The sequence below is a fragment of the Streptomyces sp. NPDC058674 genome (assembly GCF_042716505.1).
Lineage (GTDB): Bacteria > Actinomycetota > Actinomycetes > Streptomycetales > Streptomycetaceae > Streptomyces.
In genome coordinates, this window is record NZ_JBHXSC010000069.1 from 17,086 (window position 1) to 39,946 (window position 22,861).

General features: G+C 76.5%; 17 protein-coding genes. 14 read left to right on the plus strand and 3 right to left on the minus strand.

What is annotated here, in order from left to right:
- Nucleotides 1-594 precede the first annotated feature (594 nt).
- From ACFWU6_RS27805 to ACFWU6_RS27835, 7 genes are all read left to right on the plus strand, one after another.
- Nucleotides 595-1,269 (plus strand): ScbR family autoregulator-binding transcription factor, encoded by a 675-nt coding sequence (locus ACFWU6_RS27805; RefSeq protein ID WP_383804443.1) that lies wholly within the window; start codon nucleotides 595-597, stop codon nucleotides 1,267-1,269.
- Between the two features lie 558 nt (nucleotides 1,270-1,827).
- Nucleotides 1,828-2,745, plus strand: a complete 918-nt coding sequence (locus tag ACFWU6_RS27810; protein ID WP_383983665.1) for a TetR family transcriptional regulator — start codon at nucleotides 1,828-1,830, stop codon at nucleotides 2,743-2,745.
- A gap of 327 nt (nucleotides 2,746-3,072) precedes the next feature.
- Nucleotides 3,073-3,924 (plus strand): arylamine N-acetyltransferase, encoded by an 852-nt coding sequence (locus ACFWU6_RS27815; RefSeq protein ID WP_383804439.1) that lies wholly within the window; start codon nucleotides 3,073-3,075, stop codon nucleotides 3,922-3,924.
- Between the two features lie 1,602 nt (nucleotides 3,925-5,526).
- The gene (locus ACFWU6_RS27820) at nucleotides 5,527-6,387 is read left to right on the plus strand and encodes a BTAD domain-containing putative transcriptional regulator (protein ID WP_383983667.1); all 861 of its coding nucleotides are present in this window, start codon (nucleotides 5,527-5,529) and stop codon (nucleotides 6,385-6,387) included.
- 237 nt (nucleotides 6,388-6,624) lie between these two features.
- A complete protein-coding gene (locus ACFWU6_RS27825; RefSeq protein ID WP_383983669.1) occupies nucleotides 6,625-7,377 on the plus strand; it encodes a ScbR family autoregulator-binding transcription factor in 753 nt (250 codons plus the stop codon).
- Between the two features lie 850 nt (nucleotides 7,378-8,227).
- Nucleotides 8,228-9,067 (plus strand): BTAD domain-containing putative transcriptional regulator, encoded by an 840-nt coding sequence (locus ACFWU6_RS27830; RefSeq protein ID WP_383804433.1) that lies wholly within the window; start codon nucleotides 8,228-8,230, stop codon nucleotides 9,065-9,067.
- 83 nt (nucleotides 9,068-9,150) lie between these two features.
- Nucleotides 9,151-10,374 carry an epoxide hydrolase family protein gene (locus ACFWU6_RS27835; protein WP_383804431.1) on the plus strand — a complete coding sequence of 408 codons (1,224 nt, stop codon included), beginning with the start codon at nucleotides 9,151-9,153 and terminating at the stop codon, nucleotides 10,372-10,374.
- Between the two features lie 216 nt (nucleotides 10,375-10,590).
- On the opposite strand, the gene ACFWU6_RS27840 is transcribed toward ACFWU6_RS27835, so the two are convergent.
- Entirely contained in the window at nucleotides 10,591-11,139 is a 549-nt protein-coding gene (locus tag ACFWU6_RS27840) for a flavoprotein (protein ID WP_383804429.1), read from the minus strand.
- A 507-nt stretch (nucleotides 11,140-11,646) separates the two neighbouring features.
- Here ACFWU6_RS27840 and ACFWU6_RS27845 point away from each other — a divergent pair.
- The 4 genes from ACFWU6_RS27845 (at nucleotide 11,647) to ACFWU6_RS27860 (ending at nucleotide 17,700) form a co-directional block, all read left to right on the plus strand.
- Entirely contained in the window at nucleotides 11,647-13,044 is a 1,398-nt protein-coding gene (locus ACFWU6_RS27845) for a helix-turn-helix domain-containing protein (protein WP_383983670.1), read from the plus strand.
- 72 nt (nucleotides 13,045-13,116) lie between these two features.
- On the plus strand, nucleotides 13,117-14,079 hold the full coding sequence (locus ACFWU6_RS27850; RefSeq protein WP_383804425.1) for an SRPBCC family protein: 963 nt from the start codon (nucleotides 13,117-13,119) through the stop codon (nucleotides 14,077-14,079).
- A 178-nt stretch (nucleotides 14,080-14,257) separates the two neighbouring features.
- Complete coding sequence (locus ACFWU6_RS27855; RefSeq protein WP_383983672.1) at nucleotides 14,258-15,298, plus strand: 4'-phosphopantetheinyl transferase family protein; 1,041 nt, start codon at nucleotides 14,258-14,260, stop codon at nucleotides 15,296-15,298.
- Nucleotides 15,299-15,417: 119 nt separating this feature from the next.
- Entirely contained in the window at nucleotides 15,418-17,700 is a 2,283-nt protein-coding gene (locus tag ACFWU6_RS27860) for a condensation domain-containing protein (RefSeq protein WP_383983674.1), read from the plus strand.
- A gap of 18 nt (nucleotides 17,701-17,718) precedes the next feature.
- Here ACFWU6_RS27860 and ACFWU6_RS27865 read toward each other — a convergent pair whose 3' ends face one another.
- Both ACFWU6_RS27865 and ACFWU6_RS27870 read right to left on the minus strand, forming a co-directional pair.
- Nucleotides 17,719-18,540, minus strand: coding sequence for a BTAD domain-containing putative transcriptional regulator (locus ACFWU6_RS27865; RefSeq protein ID WP_383804419.1), 822 nt, complete (start codon nucleotides 18,538-18,540; stop codon nucleotides 17,719-17,721).
- A gap of 199 nt (nucleotides 18,541-18,739) precedes the next feature.
- Nucleotides 18,740-18,988, minus strand: coding sequence for a hypothetical protein (locus ACFWU6_RS27870; protein ID WP_383804418.1), 249 nt, complete (start codon nucleotides 18,986-18,988; stop codon nucleotides 18,740-18,742).
- Nucleotides 18,989-19,364: 376 nt separating this feature from the next.
- Here ACFWU6_RS27870 and ACFWU6_RS27875 point away from each other — a divergent pair, with 376 nt between their 5' ends.
- The 3 genes from ACFWU6_RS27875 (at nucleotide 19,365) to ACFWU6_RS27885 (ending at nucleotide 22,759) form a co-directional block, all read left to right on the plus strand.
- A complete protein-coding gene (locus ACFWU6_RS27875) occupies nucleotides 19,365-20,588 on the plus strand; it encodes an aminotransferase class V-fold PLP-dependent enzyme (RefSeq protein ID WP_383983676.1) in 1,224 nt (407 codons plus the stop codon).
- Between the two features lie 279 nt (nucleotides 20,589-20,867).
- A complete protein-coding gene (locus ACFWU6_RS27880) occupies nucleotides 20,868-22,442 on the plus strand; it encodes an acyl-CoA carboxylase subunit beta (RefSeq protein WP_383983678.1) in 1,575 nt (524 codons plus the stop codon).
- Complete coding sequence (locus tag ACFWU6_RS27885) at nucleotides 22,439-22,759, plus strand: hypothetical protein (RefSeq protein WP_383983680.1); 321 nt, start codon at nucleotides 22,439-22,441, stop codon at nucleotides 22,757-22,759. The genes ACFWU6_RS27880 and ACFWU6_RS27885 overlap by 4 nt, the downstream gene beginning before the upstream one ends.
- Nucleotides 22,760-22,861: the final 102 nt, after the last annotated feature.

Below are 22,861 nucleotides of genomic sequence, written 5' to 3' on the forward strand. Positions count from 1 at the left end.
GAGTCCTGGGCCGCGCCGCGGTACCGGTGCCCGCGGCGCCGTCCCTCGCGCGGGGGTGCCCGCCCGTTTTCCGTCCGGCTCCCGTCCGGCTCCCGTCCGGCTGTCGCCGGGTCAGTGCCTGCCGGGGGGCGCAGGCGTGTGCGGGGTGGTCGGGGTGGTGGGTGTACCGGGCTTGTGGTGCGGGCGGGTTGGGGCGTCCGGGCGTCCGGGGGCGGGCGGGTGCCGCCCCGACCCTGCCTGTGCCCCTGGCGCTCCGAGCCGCCTGTGGGGTGGCCGGTTGAGGCGGGCCGGGGGTGGGGCTGTGGGGTGTGCGGGGTGTGTGGGTCGGGGTTGGTCGGGGTTGGTCGGTGGTGGGGGAGGGGCTGTTGGGGTCTGTGGGGTTCTTGGTAGGGGTGGGGTGGGGGGTGTCGGGGTAGGGGTGTGGGGGTGCGGGGCGTGTGGGGTGGGCGGGTCGGGGGTTCGCCGGCCGGGTGGCGGGCCGGGGTGCGGCCGGGGGCCGCTTGATAAAATACGGACCTTCTGGTTGGTTTTAGTGAGGGTGGGGGATTCCGCGGAGGGGTCCGGTCGCAGAAGCCCTTGGACAACGGAGGCACCGTGGCACGGCAGGAGCGTGCGGTACGTACGCGTCGCGCGATCTTGGAGGCTGCGGCGGCGGTCTTCGACGAGCGCGGCTACGACGCGGCCACCATCGCCGACATCCTCGCGCGGGCGGGTGTCACCAAGGGTGCCTTGTACTTTCACTTCGCCTCCAAGCAGGAGTTGGCGCAGGGGGTCCTCGACGAGCAGTTCGCCGAGGGCGGGGTCCCGCACCGGGAGAGCAAGCTGCAGGAGCTCGTGGACGTCGCGATGGTGCTGGCGTACCGGATGAAGCGCGAGCCGATGCTCAGCGCGGGCGCCCGGCTCTCGCTGGGGCCGGGGATGCGCGACATCTTCGGCGGGGGTTCGGTGCCGGGGTGGATCGAGTTCACCCGGACGCTGTTGTGCCAGGCGAAGGAGCAGGGGGAGCTGCTGCCGCACGTGGATCCCGCGGAGACGGCCTGGATCTTGTCGGCGTGCTGGACGGGGGCGCAGATCTACTCGCAGACCCTCAGCGACCGCAGTGACATCGAGGAGCGGGTGGCTGCCGTCTACCAGCACATCTGCCCCTCCATCGGCACGCCGGCGATGCTCGCCCGGTTGGACATGGCCCCCGACCGGGGGCGGCGGGTGACCGCGGAGATGGAGCACGGGCCCGGCCATGTGCAGGAGCCGGACCCGGCGTACTCCTGAACGGCCCCGCCCGCCCGCCTGCCCGTTCCCGGTCCGCGCGCCTGCCCGTTCCCGGTCCGCGCGCCTGCCCGTTCCCGGTCCGCGCGCCTGCCCGTTCCCGGTCCGCGCGCCTGCCCGTTCCCGGTCCGCCTGCCCGCCCGTTCCCGGTCCGCGCGCCTGTTCCCGGTCCGCGCGCCTGTCCGTCGCGGCCCGACCGCGTGCCTGCCCCTTCCCGGCCTGCCGGCCTGCCTGCCCGTACCCGGCCGGCCGGCGTACCCGGCCGGTCGGCGGGGTTGTGGCCAGGCGCCCGGCGTCCCTGTTTTCTGTCGGAGGCGGGCCGGTGGAGTTCCGTTCGCGGGAGGGGTGTTGCGGGGCGGGCCCCGTGGTGCGGGGCCGGGCGCGGCACGGGGTGTGGGTGCGGGTGGGAGGGTTCCCGTGGGGGCGGGGAGGCTGCCCGGGGGAGGGCTGTGTCCTGCGGCTCCAGCGGGACACGAGCGGGACTCAGGTCCTGCCACCGACTGTGACGCGAAGATCTTTTGCCCTCTGAGGCAAACCGCGTTGGCGGTTTGTGGAGACTCCATGGTCAAGCAGGAGCGTGCGGCGCGCACGCGTGAATCTCTGGTCCGTGCGGCCGCGGAGGTGTTCGCCGAGCAGGGATTCACCACGGCGTCGATCGCGGCGATCAGCCGCCGGGCCGGTGTGAGCGCCGGTGGTCTGCACTTCCACTTCGAGAGCAAGACCGCGCTCGCCGACGCCGTCGAGGACCGGGCGGTGCAGGCGCTGCGCCGGATCACCGCGGGAAGGCCCGGTTCGGCGTACGCGGCGCAGGGGGCGCAGGGGGCGCATAGGGCGGAGGGGGCGGATGCCGCGTCCGCCTCGGATGCCGTGGCCGCCTCGGATGTCCCGGCCCCGGTGGTTCCGGTGGACGCGCCACGTGAGACGGGTGCGGCTGACGGGGCGGGTGCGAGGGGCGCGGTTGACGGGGCGGGTGCGGCGGGCGCGACGGGCGTGCCGGGCGGGTTGGGTGTGCCGGACGGGGCGGACGGGTCGGCAGGGGTGGGGGGTTTGGTGGAGGTCAATGCCCTGCAGGTTCTGGTGGATTCCTCGCATGCGTTGATGGCGTTGCTGGCGGGGGACGTGGTGGTGCGGGCCGGGTACGGGCTGTGTGCGGATGCCTCGCGCAGGAGCGGGGTCGATCTGCACCGGCAGTGGAGCCTGTGGGTCGAGGAGGTGATGGGGGCCGCGGCGCGGGAGGGGGTCCTGGTCGAGGGGGTCCTGCCGCAGGACGCGGCGCGTGTGGTGGTGGCCTCGACGGTGGGCCTGGAGGTACTCGGCGCCCGGGAGCGGGACTGGATCGCGCCGCACACCCTGACCCGGCTGTGGATGCTGATACTGCCGCGCCTCGCGGCGGCCGGAGTGCTGGGCGCGCTGATGCCGCAGGGCTCCGCCGCTGGACCCGGCCCCCCGGACGCCTTCCCGGACGCGCCCGCCCGCTAGACCCCCCCGCCCCGGCCTCCCGGCGCCGCACGGGCCGCCCGGACCGTCCGATCCGTGCCGCCCCGGCCGTCCCGCGCCGCACGAGCCGCCCCGCACCGCACGGGCCGCCCGTCCCGCCCGCCCGCCCAGCGCCGCCCCGTCCCGCCCGCCCGTCCCGTCCCGTCCCGTCCCGTCCCGTCCCGTGCCACCCTCCCGTCCCGTGCCGCCCGCCGCGCGCCCCAACCCGCCTGCGCACCGTTGACGTTGACGTTGCCGGGCGTGGGGCGGGCGTGGGACGGGCGGTACCGGTGACTAGGCTGGTCATTCGTTCGGACGGTGAGGGGGAGCATGATCGACGTCGACGGGTATATGGCCGTGCTGGGGGTGGCCCGGCCGGCCGCCCCGACCGTCGAGGCGCTGTGGGCGCTGCACCGGGCGCAGGTGGAGCGGGTCGCCTACGAGAACCTCGACATCCATCTGGGGCGTGCGACGGGCATCGGTGCCGCGGAGTCCGTTGCCCGGATACTGCGCGGGCGCGGCGGCTACTGCTTCCACCTCAACGGTGCCTTCGGCGCGCTCCTGACGGCCCTGGGCTACGACGTCACCCTGCACCGGGCCGGGGTTCAGGGCGCCCCCGAGGATCCCGCGGGCGCCACCGGCGACCACCTGGCGCTGACCGTGCGGCTCGACGGCGAGCGGTGGCTGGTCGACGCCGGGCTCGGCGACGCGGTGCACGAGCCGCTGCCGCTGCGCGAAGGCAGCTACACCCAGGGGCCGTTCACCTACGCGATGGCCCCGTCGGCGGCGGAGCCCGGCGGCTGGCGGTTCACCCATGACCCCCGCGGCTCGTTCAGGGCGATGGACTTCGCGCCGGACCCCGTCGAGCTGTCCTCCTTCGCGGCGGAACACGCCCGGCTGTCCACGTCCCCCGAGTCCGGCTTCGTCCGGGTCCTCACCGCCCAGCGCCGCGACGCCGAGGGCGTGGACGTGCTGCGCGGCTGCGTGCTGCGCCGGATCGGTATCGCGGGCACGGACGAGCGGACCATCGACTGCGCCGACCACTGGTACGGCGTACTGGCCGGGGTGTTCCACCTGGACCTGACCGACGTCGCCGCCCCCGCGCGGGCGCAGCTGTGGCACCGCGTCCACACCGCGCACCAGAAGTGGCGGGCCGCGGGGCAGCGTGCGGCAACGCCCTGACGGGAGGGCGGACGGGAGGGCCGGCCCGCCGGTTGCCGCCGGCGGTGGCCGGGCGCACTGGGCGAGGGCGCGCTGAGGCCCTTCGCGGCGGCAGCACCGGGGTACCGGCCGGGACCGGGCCTGGCGCTCGCGCATTCGGGCCCCGCTCACGGTGTCCTCGCGTCCCGGGGCCCGGTCCGCCTCCCCCGCGCCAGACGCGCGGTGCCCGGCCAGCCGGCGCCCGCACCACCCGTGCACCCACCGCTCCCGCCGCCCGACGGTCGGGCCCGCGTCCCGCACCCCCGCGTCCGGCGCCCTCGTGCCCGGTGCCGGCCGCAGGGGCGGAGCCGATCGGCGCCGCCCCGGCGCCCAGTACCCAGCCGCCCAGTACCCGGCACCCGGTGCCCAGCGCCGCGCCTGCACCCCCGTGTTCGGCACCCCGGCCGGTGCCTCTCCGCATTCGGTGTCCGTACCGCTCGTGCGCCCGGTGCCCGGCACCCCCGGTGCAAGGCGCCGCCCTGCGCGCGGCGCCCGTGCACCGGGTACCCGGCGCCGGCATCCGTCGCCCGTACCGCACCTGCGCCTGCCGCCCCTGCATCCGCCGTCCGGTGCCCGGTGCACCGCATCCCCGCATCCGGCGCACGAGGCCCCGGCTTCCGGCCCCCCGCACCGGGCGCCCGGCGCGCGGCAGTCTCGCGTCCGATCCCCCGGGGCCAGGCTCCCGGGGCCACCCGGCGTCGGGTGCGCGGTGCACCGTGCCCGCCACCGCCCCCCTGCGCCGGGACCCCCGTATCCCGTGCCCGCCACCGCCCCTGCGCCGGGCCCCCCGTATCCCGTGCCCGCCACCGCCCCTGCGCCGGGCCCCCCGTATCCCGTGCCCGCCACCGCCCCCTGCGCCGGGACCTCCGTATCCCGTGCTCCGCGCCCCGCTGCGCGGAGCCGGCCCCCCCGCCCGGTGTCGCGGGACCGGCCGGTGCCGTGGTGCGGGCGTGGGGCGGGGCGCGCCGGGGCGGTGCTCTTCTTCGCGGGCCGACGCCGCCGCAGAGGGGGCGCCCTGGCGTGTGGCGGCCGGCGCGGTGTCTTCTCCCCGGCCCCGGCCCCGGCCTCGGCCCCGGCTGCGGCCGGGCCGGGGGTGGCCGGGCTTGCGGTGCGGGCCGGGGGTGCGCCGCAAGCCCCCTTCCGCCGGGGCCCGTTGCCTCCGGTTGGCGCGTGCTCCGGGCCGCGCGCAGACTCCCGATCCCGGGATCGCCGCTCTTCCCGGGGCGTCGGCGGCGCCTGGGGGCCTGCCGGTCTTCCGGGCGGTGCGCGGGATGCCCGGGGCGCGGGGGTTCGCGGCGGCGCGGGTCCCGCGGGGTTCCGCAGCGCCCCCACCGGAACAGACCGTATGGTCTCTTCAGGATGGGGCGGGGCGGGGGGTCCGCGTTCCCGTTGAGGGGTCGTCAAGGGGTGCCGGGCCGCTTCGGGGATGCCGACCCGCCGGTGAACTCGCAGGTCGCGAGGGAAACTTGAGTGACGCTGGGGTCCGACTGGTCCCCAAAACAGCACGACCGGTTTGATATTGACAAACCGTCGGTCCTGTTTTCTACTGGCGGTGCGACTCATCCAAGGACAGGGGAGTACGGCGTGGACATCGATGTACTGGGCGCGTTGGCCGTGCGGGAGAACGGACTCTCGATCACGCCGACCGCCCCCAAGCCCCGGCAGGTCCTGGCCCTCCTGGCCCTCCATGCCGATCAGGTGGTGCCCGTATCGGCGCTGATAGAGGAACTGTGGGCGGGGGAGCCGCCGCGCAGTGCGCGCACCACGCTCCAGACGTACGTCCTGCAGTTACGTGCGCTCATCGCGACCGCGCTGGAACGCGGCGGGAGTGAGGGCGCCGCCGCCGGGGACGGCGGGCCCCCTGCGGCGGCCCGGACCGCCAAGGACGTCCTGGTGACGCTGCCCGGCGGCTACCTCCTCAGCAGCGGCGGCGGGACGCTGGACGTAAGGGAGTTCGACCGGCTCGCCGGGACCGGCTACCGGGCGATGGACGCCGGGGACTTCGCCGGCGCGGCCCGGCTGCTGCGCGAGGCACTGGCCCTGTGGTCCGGGCCGGCCTTCGCCGACGTGCAGGGCGGCGTCCAGCTCGACATGGAGACCCGGCGGCTGGAGGAGACCCGGCTGTGCGCACTGGACCAGCGCATCGAGGCCGATCTGCGGCTGGGCCGCCACCGCGAGCTCCTGGCCGAGCTGACGGTGCTGGCGGCCCGCTACCGCACGCACGAGAACCTCCACGGGCAGTTCATGCTCGCCCTGCACCGCTCGGGCCGGCGCGGTGAGGCGCTGGATGTGTACCAGCGGCTGCGCGGGACGCTCGTGCGCGAGCTGGGACTGGAGCCGTCGGTGGCGCTGCGGCGCCTGCAGCGCTCGATCCTGATGGCGGGCCCGGAGAACCCGGCCGAGTCGGCCGTGGAGTCCGGGGGAGAGCGGCTCGTACGCGCCTGAGACCGGCACGGCTCGTCCGGCCGACCGGCCGCCGCCCCAGGGGACTTCGCGGCCCCGGCCGCCGGGCCCCATGCCCGCTGCCCGACGGCGGGTGCCCGATGGCGGCTGCCCGATGGCGGGTGCCGGGGTGCCGGGGTGCCTGTCGGATGTGGTGCGGGCGTGGTGCGCGGGGCGCGGGTGCGGGCGGGCGCGGGTGCGGGGGAGCGGGGGTTGTGGTCGGTGAGAGGAGACGGCTCGGTGCAGGAGAGGTCGGAGCGGACCCGTAGGCGGCTGGTCTACGCCGGGGCTGAGTTGTTCCACCGCAACGGATACGCCAACGCGACGCTGGGCGAGATCGCGAGCGCGGCCGGGGTGACGAAGGGGGCCCTGTACTTCCACTTCGCGTCCAAGGACGAACTCGCCGAAGCCGTGCAGCAGCGGGGGTGCGCCCTGCTGCACGACGCGGTACGGGCGCTGCGCGAGTCGGGGGCGACACCGCTGCAGGCGCTGATCGACACCACGCACTGGCTTGCGTGGACGCTGCACGAGGACCCGGCGGTCGCGGCGAGCTTCAGGATCACCAAGGAGTGCGGTCCCGCGCCGCGCGGTCCCTCCGGGGCCAGGCCGGCGGTGGTCGACTTCCACGGGGCGTGGATCTCGGCGGTCTGCACGCTGCTGCGGATGGCCCGGGACACGGGCGAGGTCGCGGCGGCCGGCCGCGGCTGGGAGAGCGCGGAGGCACTGGTGGTGGCCGCGGCGTGCGGGATCGAGGTCATGTCGGGCACCGGGATGCCCTACGGGGAGCTGCAGCGCAAGGTGACCGCGCTGTGGGCGCTGCTCCTGCCGACCCTCGTGGCCGCGGGCCGCGGCCGGGAGTACCGCACGCAGCCCGCCACCGCGGCCGACACGGCCGTCGACGCCGACGGCGGTGCCTGGCCGGGAAGCCGGGAGCCCGGCGACTTCCTCGGGGACGGCATGCCGGGAACACACCCGGTACGCAGCGGACGGTAACCGCCGCCTACCGGGCATGCTCCCGGTACGGGCGCCACCACCGGGACCCCGGCCGAAGCCCCCGCCCCCACCCGCCGATGCCCCCGCCTGCCGACGCCGCACCCGCCGATGCCCCCGCCTGCCGACGCCGCACCCGCCGGGCCCCGGCGTCAGCCTCGCCCGGGCGCCTGCCCGAGCGCCGGCCGGGGTGCCGGTACTGGCGCCGGTTCGGAGACTGTCCGCCCCGCCCTGCCCTGTCCCGCCCCGCATGACCCCGCCCCGCACGGCCCCGCACCGTGGGGCACGGCACCGTGGGGCACGGCACCGTGGGGCACGGCACCGTGGGGCACCGGGCCCCGCACCGTGGGGCACGGCGCGGCACGGACCCGCACCGCCCCGCACGGACCCGCACCGCCCCGCACGGCCCCGCCCCGCACCGTACGGTCCCGCCCCGCACCGTACGGTCCCGCACTGTGGGCACGGTCCCGCGCCTGGGCCCGGCCCGGTGCCCGTGCCGGACGGCCGCGCGGCCCCTCGCACCGCGGCCGTACGCCCCGACGCGCAGTCCGGCGTACGGGGCGAACTGCCCGGCCGCCGTACCGGCCGGGCGGGTGGACGCCACCACCGGGCGCCGCGGTGCACCCCGCCCCGCCCCGGCCCCCACCGGACCACCACCCCGCCCCGCCCCGTACCGCCGCCCCGCCCCGTACTGCCGCCCCGCCCCGGGGGCGGCGGTACGGGGGCGGGGTGTGGAGGGCCGCTCGAGAGGGGCTTGAGGAATCGGTGGCCGGCCCGGGCGCTCGCTACCGTGCCCGAGTCGAACGCCGAAGACCCGGCCCTGAGGGGAACGCGACGACTTGCGGAGGAGACCGTGGAAATAAAGGTGCTGGGCCCGCTGAGCGCCGAGGTCAACGGAGGGTCGATCGTGCCGACCGCCCGCAAACCCCGGCAGATCCTCACCCTCCTGGCGCTCTACCCCGGGCGGGTGCTGCCGGTGCCCACCCTCATGGAGGAGATCTGGGGCACCGAACTCCCCCCGAGCGCCCTGACCACCCTGCAGACCTACATCCTCCAGCTCCGCCGCCGCCTGGGCACCGCCATGGGCCCCGGCAGTCCCGGCGGCCCCGGCCTGCCCGGCGGCGCGAAGGACGTCCTGACCACCCGGCACGGCGGCTACCTCCTGCAGATACCCCCCGAATCCGTCGACGTCCACACCTACGAAGCCCTCGTCACCCAGGGCCACACCCGCTTCGAGGACGGCGACGACCACGGCGCCGCCACCGCCCTGCGCGCCGCACTCGCCCTGTGGCAGGGACCCGCACTGGTCGACGTACGGCTCGGACCGATCCTGGAGATCGAGGTGATGCGCCTGCAGGAGAGCCGCCTGCGCACCACGGAGCGGCGCCTGGACGCCGACCTCAGACTGGGCCGCCACTCGGAGCTGATCGCCGAGCTCACCGACCTGACCGCCCGCCACCCCCAGCACGAGGGCCTGCACTCCCAGGTGATGGTCGCCCTCTACCGCTCGGGCCGCCAGGCCACCGCCCTGGACGTCTACCGCAGACTGCGGGCCCGCCTCATCGAAGACCTCGGCGTGGAACCCTCACCCCCGCTCCAGCGCATGCACCAGGCGATGCTCGCCGTCGACCCCGCCCTCGACGTCCAGGCCGGCCCCCGCCGCGGATCCACCTTCGACCTCTACGCCGCCTGACCCCCGCCCCGCACCCGCCCCCCGCACCCGCCCCCCACCGCGCCCGCCCCGCCCCGCCCTGTCCCCGCCTACCATGAGCGACCATGAACGAGCCCGACGCGCAGATCCACCCCTACCGGTTCGAAGCCCGCCCGGGACAACTCCAGGACCTGGCCGAACGCCTGGACCGCACCCGCTGGCCCGACGAACTGCCCGGCGCGGGCCACGCCTACGGCATGCCCCTGGCCGAGGTCCGCGAACTCGCCCGCTACTGGCGCCACCACTACGACTGGCCCGCCGCCGAGGAACGCCTGCGCGCCTGGCCGCAGTTCACCACCGTCATCGACGGCCAGCGCATCCACTTCGCCCACCTGCGCTCACCCGAACCACACGCCACACCCCTGCTGATGACCCACGGCTGGCCCGGCTCCTTCGTGGAGTTCCAGCAGGTCGCCGACGCCCTGACCGACCCCCGCGCACACGGCGCCGACCCCCGCGACGCCTTCCACCTCGTCCTGCCCAGCATCCCCGGCTTCGGCCCCTCGGGCCCCACCACCGAACGCGGCTGGGACTTCACCCGCGTCGCCAGGGCCTTCGCCGTCCTCATGGACCGCCTGCACTACCCCTCCTACGGCGTCCAGGGCGGCGACTGGGGCGCCGCGATCTCCCGGGAACTGGGCCGCATCCGCCCCGACCACGTCAGCGGCGTCCACCTGAACCTGCTCCCCGGCGCCTTCGCCGCCCGCGAACCCGACCCCGCGGAACTGGCCGCCCTGGACCCGGCCGAACGAGAACGCACCCGCGCCTCCTGGGAACGCCACCGCGAATGGACCCGCGAACGCCAGGGCTACGCCGACATCCAGGCCACCCGCCCCCAGACCCTCGCCTACGGCCTCAACGACTCCCCGGTCGGACTCCTGGCCTGGATCGCCGAGAAGTTCACCGAGTGGGCCGACCCCCGCCACCCCGTCGACCGGGACCACATGCTCACCAACGTGACCCTGTACTGGCTGACCGCCACCGCCGGCTCCGCCGCCCGCCTCTACTACGAACGCGCCCACGCCCACTACGCCGGCCGCCCGCCCCTGCCCTCACGCACCCCCACCGCACTCGCCGACTTCCCCCACGACAACTTCATCCCCCTGCGCCACATCGCCGAACGCGCCGACAACATCGTGCGCTGGACCACCTACGACCGCGGCGGCCACTTCCCCGCCATGGAGGTCCCCGACCTGCTCACCGAAGACGTACGGGCCTTCTTCCGCGAACTGCGCGAACCCCGCGAGCTGCGCCCCCCGGGCACGGCCCCCCGCACCGCCACCCGGTGAGGCCCCCGCACGGCCGCGACCGCCGCGCGTGAACGGCGAACAGCCCACCGGACGCGTACCCTTGCCCGGCCGCGGGACCCACACCCGGACGCCGACACCCACTGACCCGTCGTCCCGGACGCCGACGAACCCCGGCCCCCGACCCCCGGCCCCAGGCCCCGGACCCCCCGACCCCGGCCCCCGGCCCCCGGGCCCGGCCCGGCCGCCGGGGCGCGGTCATGCCGGTGCGGTGCCGGCGCGGTCCACCGCGTCCAGGGCGGCCTGCCACGGGAAGTGCCCCGGCGCGTCCGGGCCGGGCGCACCGGGAGTGAAGCCGCCCTCGCCGTACAGGAGCGCGACACCGGCCCCGCGCAGGACGGCCAGGGACTGATCGAAACGCGGGTGCGCGGCCAGCGCCGAGTTCAGGCATGGCACGGCGACGACGGGCGTGCCCCTGCCCAGGGCCTCGGCCGCGACACCGATCACGAACCGGTCGCTCAGCCCCAGGGACCAGGCGTTGAGCGAGTTGAAGGTGGCCGGCGCGAACAACAGGGCATCGGCGGCCGGCCACACATCGGCCTCCCCGGGCAACTTGTACTGCCAGCGCACCGGATGCCCGGTCAGGGCGGCCAGCCCGTCCAGGCTCGCGGCCACCCAGTGCGCCGCGGCCGGGGTCAGCCCCAGGCACACGTCCCAGCCGCGCCGCTGGGCGTCCTCGATCACATGCGCCACGTCGAAGACGGGCGGGGCGGCGGAACAGAACAGGTACAAAGTCCTCGTGGTCATACCGCCATGTGATCATATTGCTCGACCCCGACCGCATGTGCGCGCACCATCCGCGCACAACCGCCCCGACCGCGGGACGCCGCGCCCGCGCCGCGCCCGCGCGGCGGGCGGGTCAACGCCTGGGCCAGCCGATGTCGTCCTCGTCCACGCCCCACCACCCCCCGGCCCCGACCCCGGCCCGGGCTCCGGACCGGGCTCCGGACCGGGTTTGGGAAGACGGCAGGGGCGGGGCGGGGGGCAGCGTCCGGGACACACGGGATGCGCACGCCCATGGCTTCATCGTCGACTCCAAGGCGCTCGAAGAAGAGAAGTGAAGGCCGACGGCGGGGGCGGCGGCCGACTCTGGAGAGTCTGCCTCGACCGGGTCGAGAACCGCTCAAGGACCGCATGACGTCCGCACGAGAGCGGCCGCGCACCGGTGGCAAAGGTTTGCCCGCGAATTGCCCCGCCGCCTACGCTCGGTGCCGGTTCCCGACAGAATTATTGCCCCCGACCCCAGGGATGCTCATGCTGCGACAGCCCGCGTTCGGACACCGCCTGAGGCAACTTCGCACGGCCCGCGGCCTGTCGCAGACCGCACTGGCCGGCGAGGGCATGTCCACCAGCTACCTCTCCCGCCTGGAGTCCGGGGCGCGCCAGCCCACCGACCGGGCCGTGGACTACCTCGCCGGCCGTCTCGGCCTGCAGGCCGCCGACCTCCAGGAACAGCCCACCGGTTCCCTGGCCCACGCCCTGACCCTTGCCGCCTCCACCGGATCCCCCGACGCCATCGAGGCCCTGCGCCAGGCCCTGGCCGCCGAGGCCGGCGAGAGCCCCGTACTGCGCTGGCAGGCCCTGTGGCTCCTGGCCCGGGCCGCCCGCCTCCAGGGCGACCACGCGGCCGAACGCGACCACCTGACCCTCCTGGTCGCCCTCGGCGAGGAAGTCGGCGCCGGCGAACTGCGCGTACGCGGCCTGACCCGCCTCGCCCGCTGCCTGCGCTCCCTGGGCGAGATCACCCCCGCCCTGGACGCGGCCGTCGACGCCCACCGCACCGCACTGGCCCAGGACCTGGGCGTGGAGGACCGGGCCGCCGCCCTGCTGGCCCTGGTCTCCGTCCAGGCCGAGGCCGGCCGCACCGGCGACGCCCGCGTCCACGCCGACGAGCTGACCGCCCTCGTCGAGGGCCGCACCGACGCCCTGTGGGCCGAAGCCATGTGGACGGCCGCCGCCGTCCGCGTGCGCCAGGGCGACCACCGCGGCGCCCAGGCCTGCCTGGACGGCGCCCTGGAACACTTCGACAGCCAGGACGACCTGGTCCTGTGGATCCGGCTGCGCCTGGCCGCCGCCCGCCTGCACCTGCAAAAACTCCCCGCCGACCCGGCACAGGCCGAACACCGCGCCGCGCAGGCCGAAGCCGCCCTCGCCTTCGCCGGCACCCCCGCACTGCGCCAGGACCTGACCGCCGTCAAAGCCGACCTCGCCTTCGCCACCGGCCGCCACGACGAAGCCCGCACCCTGGTCGCCGCCCTGAGCGCCGACCGGTCCAGGATGACCTACCGCGGCCAGGTCCGCCTGGAGATCCTGCGCCACCAGCTGATGATCCTGGCCGGCGACCCCCAGGGCGCGCAGGGCCTGCGCGCCCTGGCCCAACAGGCCCAGCAGGACGCCAACATCGACCTCGCCGCCGAGATCTGGCGGGTCCTGGCCGACGCCCTGACCCAAGCCACCCCCGCACCCGCCCAAGCCACCCCACCCGCACCCGCCCCACCCGTACCGGTCCCGGCCGCACCCGCCCAGGCCGCACCGCCCGCTTCACCCGCACCCGCACCGCCCGCACCCGCCCAGCCCGCACCGGCTGCCCCCGCCGCACCGGCGCCGGTCGCCGCACCGGCCGTCTTCTCCGTGCCGGCCGCCGGGGGTTGAGGAAGCCTCAAGTCCCCTGGTGCAGCCTGGGAGGCACCCGTACGACCCGGCGAGAACAAGGGGAGGTCCCTCATGCCGTCGCACCGCCTGCACACCAGCGAGCAGACGGCGCCGGTCGCCGCCCCCGCCGACGTGGTCTACGGGCTCCTCGCCGACGCCGTGCGCTGGCCCCTGCTGCTGCCCTCGCCCGTCCACGTCGAACGCATCGACTTCGACGGCACCCGCGAACGGCTGCGCCTGTGGGACGCGGCCGGCGGGCAGGTCCGCTCCTTCCACCTGCACCGCACCCTGCACCCGCACTCCAGGACCGTGGAGTTCGAGCAGGAGGACACCACCCGCCCCGGCGCCCCCACCACCGGCACCTGGACCGTCCGCGAACAGGGCCCCGCCCACTGCCTGCTGACCCTGCGCCAGACCCGCACCCTGGAAGGGCTGCCCGCCGCCGAGACCGCACACAGCCGCCGGCAGTGGCAGGCCGAACCCGCCGCCCGGCTCACCCACCTCACCACGCTCGCCGAACGCTGGGAACGCCTGGACGCCACCCTGCTGTCCTTCCAGGACAGCATCCACATCGAGGGCCCCGCCGAACTCGCCTACGACTTCCTCTACCGCATCGGGGACTGGCCCGAACGCATCCCCCACGTGGAGTGCGCCGACGTCACCGAGGACACCCCCGGCATCCAGCTCGCCACCGTGGACACCTGCGCCGCCCCCGACGGCCGCACCCTGACCGGCCGGACGGTACGCCTGTGCTTCCCCTCCGCCGCACGCATCGTCTACAAGGAACTCTCCACCCCCCCGCTGATCGCCGCACACAGCGGCGAGTGGTCCCTGGTACCCGACGGCCCCGGAGTGAAGGTCGCCTGCGCACAGCAGGTGATGCTGCGGGAGGAAGCCGTCCAGGACGTCCTGGGCCCGGACGCCGACCTCGGCGAGGCCCGCCGCCACGTACGCACCTGGCTGGGACGGGCGAGCAACCAGACGCTGCGCCTGGCCCGCTGGCACGCGCAGAACACCGTGCGCCGCCTGCGATGACCCCCGCCACGGAACCCGCGACGAGAGCCGGCGGCGAACCGGCGCGGAGGCGCCGGCCCATCCCCGACGAGCCGGCGACGCACCCGCGACACGCCCGTGGCGAGCCCGCGATGACCCTGCGAGGAGTGCGCCGCGCGTCCACCACGCGGGTGCGACGAGCACGAGAAGGAGGCCGCGGATGACCCCCACCCGCTCCGATCCGCTCGAAGAGCGACCCGCCCACGGCGCCACCGGGCGGCCACCGGCCGGCCCGGTCGCACCGCCCCTGCACGTCCCCGGCCCCGAGGGCCCCTGGGACGAGGTCGGCGACCTGCTCGACGACACCGGCCGGGCCCTGGTGTGCACCACCTGGGGCCAGTGGCTGACGGCCGTGCTCCTGGACCCGGAGCTGCGCCCCCTGCTCGGGGAGGACTGGCCGCGCTACCGCCGGACACCGGCCGCGGCCGAACGGCTGGCCTTCGCCGTCTCGCGCGCCCTCGTGAAGTACACCGCCGCCACCGCCCTGCACGTCCCCGCCCACACCCTGGACATCGGCTACGACGGCACGGGACGCCCCCTGCTGCGCGGCGCCGGCAGCGGCCTGGAGATGAGCCTGGCCCGCACCGGCGAGCTCATCGTGGTCGGCGTCAGCCGCACCGGCCCGATCGGCGTCCACGCCGAACCCGCCGACACCGGCCCCGACACCGGCCCCGACGGCGGTCCGGACGGCGGTCCGGACACCGGCGCCGGTACCGGCGGCGGCGAGGCCGGTGGCCGCGGCGGCGCCCGGCCCGGGGCCCTCGCGCAGGGGCTGGTCGAGGACACCCGTACGGCGGGCGGGGACACGGCACCGGCGGCCGCACCGCCCGAGGCCGAACGACGGGCCCGCGCACTGGCACGCCGGACCCTGCAGGAGGCCCGCGCCCGCACCCCCCGCCACCGGCCGCCGGCCGCCCCGGGTCCCGCCGACGGCCCGGCCGGCCCCGGCCCGCGGGGCGGGGCCGGGGCGGCGGGGGAGTGGAGCGTGGGCGCCCACCTCGTCCAGGGCCGCTACCTGGTCGCCGCCGCCCACCTGCACCGCCCCGCACCCGCCCCCGCGGGGGCGGATGCCGTGCGGGTCGACACCGGTTCGCGAAGCGGTGCAGGCCCGCTCGAGGAAACCGGCCCCCGCACCCGGGGCGAACTACGCTTCCTGCGACCGGTCACCTCCGGCCGGGGCGAGGGAAGGCGGACGCCGTGAACGCAAGCCCGGCCGCCGCGCCGCCCGCCCCGCGCCCGCCCAGCCGTATCCGTGCCCGTGCCGGGGGCTGAGCGGCCGTACCGCGCCCGCCCCCCGGCCGGCCGCGCCCGGCGCGCCGGGTGAAGGGCCCGGGTGCCGCGGACGGCGCGGACAGCACGCGCGGCGAGGATGCCGCCTACGGCGCGGACAGCACGCACGGCACGCACGGCACGCACGGCACGCACGGGACGCGCGGGACGCGCGGCGAGGATGCCGCGTACGGCCGGGACGGTGCAGGCGTCGGGGCGGGCGCGGTCCTCGCGGTGGTGCACGAGATGGGCCCCGCAACTCCCGGCCCCGCGGTCGCCCTCGAACTGTGCGGCCCCCACACCGACGCCGACACCGAGCTGTTCGCCGCGCGGATCGCCGAACGCCACCGCCGCTTCCGCTTCACCCTGGAACGCCACGGTCCCGGCCGGCACACCCTGCGCCTGCTCCCCGACCCCACCGCGCCCGACCCCACCGCGCCCGACCCCGCAACCCCCGACCCCGCCGTCCCCGGCCCCGCCGTCCCCGGCCCGCCCGCGCCCGGTCCCGCCGTTCCCGGTCCGGTGGAGCTGAGCGCCGCCCTGCTGGCCGACCTGCTGGGCCCCTGCCCGGGCGCCGGGGAGACCCTGGACCCCGGCGGCCACCAGCGCGAGCTGCTCCGGGAGGCCCTGACCCGCCCCGACGGGCGGGGCCGCCACCTGGAGCAGGTCCACTGGAACTGGACGGGCCCGCTGGACCGGGCCCGCTTCCGGGCGGCCTGGCAGTCGGTGTGCGCGCGGGAGTCGGTCCTGCGGGCCGCCTTCGACTGGACGGCGCTGCCCCGCCTGGTCCTGCACCCCCACACCCCCACGGGCACCGGCCGGGGCGCCGGCGTCGACGTCGTCCACCGCACCCGCGCCGACACCACCTGGCAGGAACTCCTGGAGGAGGACCGCGGAAGGGGCTTCGACCCCGGCCGCCCCCCGCTGCTGCGCGTGAGCGTGCTGGAGGGGGAGCCGGGCACACCCGCCCGGGTCCTGCTGACCTGCCACCGCGCCCTGCTCGACGAGCGCGGCGTGCGCCTCCTGCTGCGCGAGTTCTACCGCGCCTACCTCGCCGGGGGCGTCCTGCCGGGCGGCGAGCGCCGCCCGGACCTGCGCGACCACGCCCGCTGGCTGGCCCGGCAGAACACCGACGGCGCCCGCGAACTGTGGACGCGCACCGCACCCCCGCGCCACGCCGCGACCGCCGTCGCCCGCCCCGGCCCGGACACCCGCCAAAGCGGTACCGGACGCCTGCACCGGCACCTGGGCGAACCGCACGGCTCCCGGCTGCGGTCCTGGGCCGCGGCCCGCGGCGCCGGCGAGAGCAGCGCCCTGCACGCCGTGTGGGCCCTGCTGCTCTACCGGGCGGCCGGAGCCCGCGGCCCCCTCCCGGTCAGCTTCGCGGTCCAGGTCTGCGCCGGGGACATCGCGCTGCCCGGGGCCGCCGGCATCCCCGGCCTGCTCGGCGGCCCGCTGCCGATGACCGTGCGGGTGGACCCGGCGGCGCCGGTGGCCGCGCTCCTGCAGCAGGCCCGCGACGCCCTGCTGGACCTGGCCGCCTACCCCTGGGTCCACGCCGAGATGATCCGCCGGTGGACCGGCCGCCCCCCGGGCCAGCCGCTCGCCGCCACCCTCGTGCGCTTCGACGCCCTGCCCGAACTGCCGCCCGCGCTCCGCGCCGAACTGCGCGAGCGCGGCATCGAGGCCGACGAGCCGCGCACCATCGCCGCCGCGACCGGCCCGCCCCTGACCGTCGCCGCCCGCCACCAGGACGGCGCCCTGCTCCTGGACGCGGTCTACGACCGCGCCGTCCTGGCCGACGCGGACGCCTCGGCCGTCCTGGACCAGTGCCTGGCCCTGCTGGGGGCCCTGGCCGAACTGCCGGATCCCGACCCCACCGCCGGCCGGGTACTGGAACTGCTCGCGCACGCCCCCACCCCCTCGATGGCCCCCCCGCCGCCCGCCCCCCACCGCCGCACCGCACTGAGCACCCTGCGCGCGGGGGAGCCCACGGCGGACGTGATCTGCCTGCTGGCCGTCCCCGGGGCGGCGCCGGGGGTCCGCGAACTGTTCACCCGCGCCCACCGGGGCCCCCAGACCATCGTCGCGCTGGAGACGGACGGCCCGCCGCAGGAGGCGGTGCACGCCGCGCTGGACGGCGTACTGCGCCCCGGCGGGCGGCTGGTGCTGTGCGGGTGGGGCCCCGGCGCGGGCGCGGCGTACGGCCTCGCGCGCGCCCTGGCGCGCGGGGGCCGGGCGGTCAGCCTGGTGATGGCGGGCGGGGCCGGCCCCCAGGACAGCGCGCGGGCCCTCGCCCGGGGCCTGGCGGCGGTGCCGGCGCGGCGTCCCTGACGCGGGGCCGGCCCGCTGCTACGCGGCGAACAGGTCGAACGTCGAGGTGTGCCGGGGACCGGCCAGCACGTCCAGTGCGGGGTCCACGGCGAGCATCGCCTGGTGCAGGCGCTGCAGTTGGGGTGAGGGCTCCACGCCCAGGTCTTCGATGAGGCGGGCCCGCAGCCTGCGGTAGACGTCCAGGGCGGTGGCCTGGCGGCCCGAGCGGTAGAGGGCGACCATCACCTGGGAGTGCAGGCCCTCGTGCTGGGGGTGGCGGGCGGTCAGGTCGGTGAGCTCGGCGATCAGCTCCGAGTGCCGGCCCAGCCGCAGGTCGGCGTCGATGCGCCGCTCCACGGTCACCAGGCGGCTCTCCTGCAGGCGCATCACCTCGATGTCCAGGATCGGCCCGACCCGCACGTCCACCAGTGCCGGGCCCCGCCACAGGTCCAGCGCGGCCCGGAAGCGGGCGGCGGAGACCTGGCTGTCGCCCGACTCGAAGGCCGACTGGCCCTCGCGGACCAGGCGTTCGTAGTCGTGCACGTCGACGCTGTCCTCGGGCACCTGCAGCAGGTAGCCGCCGTGCCGGGTGGCGAGGACCTCCTTGGCACCGCCGGGCGCGTCGGGCCCCATCGCGGTGCCCAGCCGTCTGCGCAGCTGGAGTATGTACGTCTGCAGGGTGGTCAGCGCGCTCTGCGGCGGCTGGGTCCCCCAGATCTCCTCCATGAGGGTGGGCACCGGCATCACGCGCCCGGGATAGAGCGCCAGGAGCGACAGGACCTGCCGCGGCTTGCCCGCCGTCGGAACTATGGACCCCCCGTTGACCTCGGCACTCAACGGACCCAGAACCTGAATCCTCATGGTCTCCTCCGTACTCGTCGAGTTCCTTGGCTCTTTCCGTCCGATGGCCAAAGAACTGCCCCCGCTGCGGGCACGCTAGCCGGGGTCGACGCTTTCGATCCCCTTCCTGTAGCGGCCTTCGAGCCGCCTTCCAACCAAGGGGTCGCGTCCGCCGGGCGACCGGCCGCCACCCCTGCGCGGGGAGGGGGAGGAGCGAGCCCTACGGCCAGTCGATGCGGCCCGCGGCCACAGCGGCCTGCGGGGCCACGGGCCCACCGATGGAGCCCTTGGGCGCGACGGGCCAGCCGATGTCGCCCTTGGGCGCGACCGGCCAGCCGATGGAGCCCTTGGGGGCCGCGGGCCAGTCGATGGAGCCGCCGCCGTCGTCGGCGGCGGCCGCGCCGCCCGCCGTGATGACGGCCGAGCCGGCCAGGACGGCGGTGGCGAGGATGCGGGCGATGTTCTTCATGGTGACTCCTCCGTGGCAACTGCCTGAATCGGCTTGGCAACTCCTCTGCCAAGAAGATTGGCAACACCCGCTCGGAATGCGCTCGTCAATCACTGGAGACCGGCTGGAGCGGCACCGAAAACCCCCGCCGGAACCACCCCCGCCCCCACCCCCGCCCCGCATGCAACCCCGCTGGCCTGCACCGCAGTTCACACCCCCGGCAATACGGGAAACTTGCCAACCCTTGCCAAAAACACCGGACTAGAGCCTCGCCGGAGCCGGTATTGCCAAATCCTCCACCCCCTGGGCAAGGTATTGCCAAGCCTGTTGGCAACATTTGGAATTTCAGGGGCCGGCGCCACCACACGGCCCCTCACAGCGGGGGGAGGCCCCTGAAATGAACGCGCCGACGCACCACGCGCACCACACGGCCCACCTGGCCACCGCAGGCACCGGCCGCATGCCCCGCGCCGTACACGCCGTACTCGCCGACTGCACCGCCCGCGACGACCGCCTGGGCCCCCGCGCCCTCCAGCAGCACCTCGACACCCTCCCGGGCCCCACCGTCCACCAACGCCTGGGCCGCCTCCTGGGCGTCCTCGCCCGGGACACCACCTTGACCACCGGCGCCGCCGACGCCTTCGAGGCCTTCCTCTCCCGCCTGACACCCGGCCCCGGCGAGCACATCTGGACCACCCCCCACGAAGACGTGGCCCACCTCAGCGCCCTGACCGCCCTGCGCGACCGCACCCGCTGCACCCTGGACGTCGTCCCGCTGCGCCCCGACGGCGACCTCGACCTGGACTGGATGCGGACCCGCATCGGCCCCCACGTCGCCCTCGTCAGCGTCACCCACGTCTCCTCCGCCTGCGGAACCGTCAACCCCGTCGAGGAGATCGGCCGCATCCTGGCCCCCCACCGCGCCCGCTACGCCCTCGACGCCTCACACTCCGCCGGCCTGCTCCCCCTGGACGCCGCACGCATCGGCTGCCACCTGCTGGCCGCCGACGGCTGGAGGTTCCTGCGCGGCCCCCACGACACCGGCTTCGCCTACACCGCCCCCACCGCCCCCGCCGCCCCCACCGCCGGCGGCGCCCCCACCGCACCCGCACCCGCACCCGCGCCCGCGGCGGCAGCGGCCCTGAACGCCGCCCTCGCCCACCACAGCGCCGCGCCCGCACACCCCGCCGAGGACCTCCTGCCCCGGCTGCGCGCCACCCTGCTGGGGATTTCCGGCATCGAACTCCTGCCCGCCGGACGGGAACAGGCCCCCATCCTCGCCTTCCGCCACCGGGAGATCCCCGCCGCCCGCCTGCGCCGCGCCCTGGCCCGGCGCGACGTCATCCTGTGCAAGACCGTCGCCGCGCAGAACCCGCTCCACCCGGCCGGCCAGGGCGGCGCCACCGCCGTCCGCGCATCCCTGCACCCGGGCAACACCGTCCACGACATCGACCGCCTCGGACAGGCCCTGCGCGAGGTCCTGCGGGAGGAGCGGCATACCGCCGCCCCCGCCGCGCCCCGACTCGCCGCGGCCGCCGCCGGCCACGGCCTCGACCACCCCACGCCCCGCCCCGCGCACCCGGTCAGGCGCGGCCACCTCACCCTGCACCGCACCCCCTGAAACACCCCCCGGCCCCGGCCGGCCAAGCCCGGCCGATCACGCCGGGCGATCACGCCGGGCCGACCGAACCCGGCCCGGCCGGCCGGGCCGTCACGCCGGGCCGTGCCGCCGCGCGCGTACGGCGCCCCGCACCCCCCGGCCCCCCTTCCGACGCCGCCCCCGCCGACCGCGGGGACGCCCACACCCCGCCCCGAGCGGGATTCCAGCCGATCTCCACGACCTCTTGAGCACCGCCCGCGACGGTGGCTGGAATCCGGCCTGCAGACCTGGAGGAGCCCCATGACCACGATCGACGCGCCACCCCTGCCCGCCCCGGACCGCACGGCCGAACTGGCCGCCATCAAGGCCCGCGCCCTGGCCGGCCCCAGCGACCGGGCCACCGAGACCCAGCACGCCAAGGGCAAGCTCACCGCCCGCGAGCGGATCGACCTGCTCCTGGACCCCGGCTCCTTCCACGAGATCGAAACCCTGCGCCGCCACCGCGCCACCGGCCTGGGCCTGGAGGACAAGCGGCCCTACACCGACGGCGTCGTCACCGGCTGGGGCACCGTCGAGGGCCGCACCGTCTTCGTCTACGCCCACGACTTCCGCATCTTCGGCGGCGCCCTGGGCGAGGCCCACGCCGAGAAGATCCACAAGGTCATGGACCTGGCCGAATCGGCCGGCGCCCCGCTGGTCTCCCTCAACGACGGGGCGGGCGCCCGCATCCAGGAGGGCGTCTCCGCGCTCGCCGGCTACGGCGGCATCTTCCAGCGCAACACCCGCGCCTCCGGCGTCATCCCGCAGATCTCCGTCATGCTCGGCCCCTGCGCCGGCGGCGCCGCCTACTCCCCGGCCCTGACCGACTTCGTGTTCATGGTCCGCGGCACCTCGCAGATGTTCATCACCGGCCCCGACGTGGTCCGCGCGGTCACCGGCGAGGAGATCACCCAAAACGGCCTGGGCGGCGCCGACGTCCACGCCGCCGTCTCCGGCGTGGCCGCCTTCGCCTACGACGACGAGCCGAGCTGCCTGGAGGACGTACGGCACCTGCTGTCCCTGCTGCCCGCCAACAACCGCCAGACACCCCCGCTCCAGGACACCGGCGACCCGCCCGGCCGGCGCACCGACGCCCTGTGCCGGATCGTGCCCGCCAACCCGCAGCAGGCCTACGACATCCGCGGCGTCATCGAGGAAGTCGTCGACGACGGCGACTACTTCGAGGTCCAGCCCGCCTGGGCGACCAACGTGGTGTGCGCGCTCGCCCGGATGGACGGCCACGTCACCGCCTTCGTCGCCAACCAGCCCACCAGCCTCGCCGGCGTCCTGGACATCCACGCCAGCGAGAAGGCCGCCCGCTTCGTGCAGTTCTGCGACGCCTTCAACATCCCGCTGGTCACCCTCGTCGACGTCCCCGGCTTCCTGCCCGGCGTCGACCAGGAACACGGCGGCATCATCCGCCACGGCGCCAAACTGCTGTACGCGTACTGCAACGCCACCGTCCCGCGGATCTCCCTGGTCCTGCGCAAGGCCTACGGGGGCGCCTACATCGTCATGGACTCCCGCTCGATCGGCGCCGACCTCGCGCTGGCCTGGCCCACCAACGAGATCGCCGTCATGGGCGCCGAAGGCGCCGCCAACGTCATCTTCCGCCGCGAGATCGCCGCCGCCGCCGACCCCGACCAGATGCGCGCACAGAAGATCAAGGAATACCAGGCCGAGCTGATGCACCCCTACTACGCCGCCGAACGCGGCCTGGTCGACGACGTCGTCGACCCCGCCGAAACCCGCTCCGTGCTGGTCTCCGCCCTGGCCATGCTCCGCCCCAAGTACGCCGACCTGCCCGCACGCAAGCACGGCAACCCGCCCGTATGAGCACCCGCCCGGCGGCCACCGCCCCCACCGACCCCGCCCCGCCCGCCGCCTCCGCGGCCCCGCCCGCCCCCACCCCCGCCACCGCGCCCGCGCCCGCCCCCGCGCCCGCCACCGCCCCCGGCCCGGCCGCGGCCTGGGAGATCACCGGCGGCCATCCCGACCCGGCCGAGACCGCCGCCGTCATGGCCGTCCTGGCCGCCCTCCTCACCCGCCGCCACCCCGACCCCGACCCCCCGCCCGGGCCGGCCCCCGCCCCCCGCTGGAAGAACACCCCCGCCCGGGAACTGCCCCGCGCCGGAACCTGGCGCCACCACTGACCCGCCCGCCCCCGACGCGCCCCGGGCCCACGGGCCCCGGCGCCCCCGCCCCCCGCGGGCGGGCCCCGGGCGGCCCCGGGCGGCGGGGCCCGGGGGGGCCGG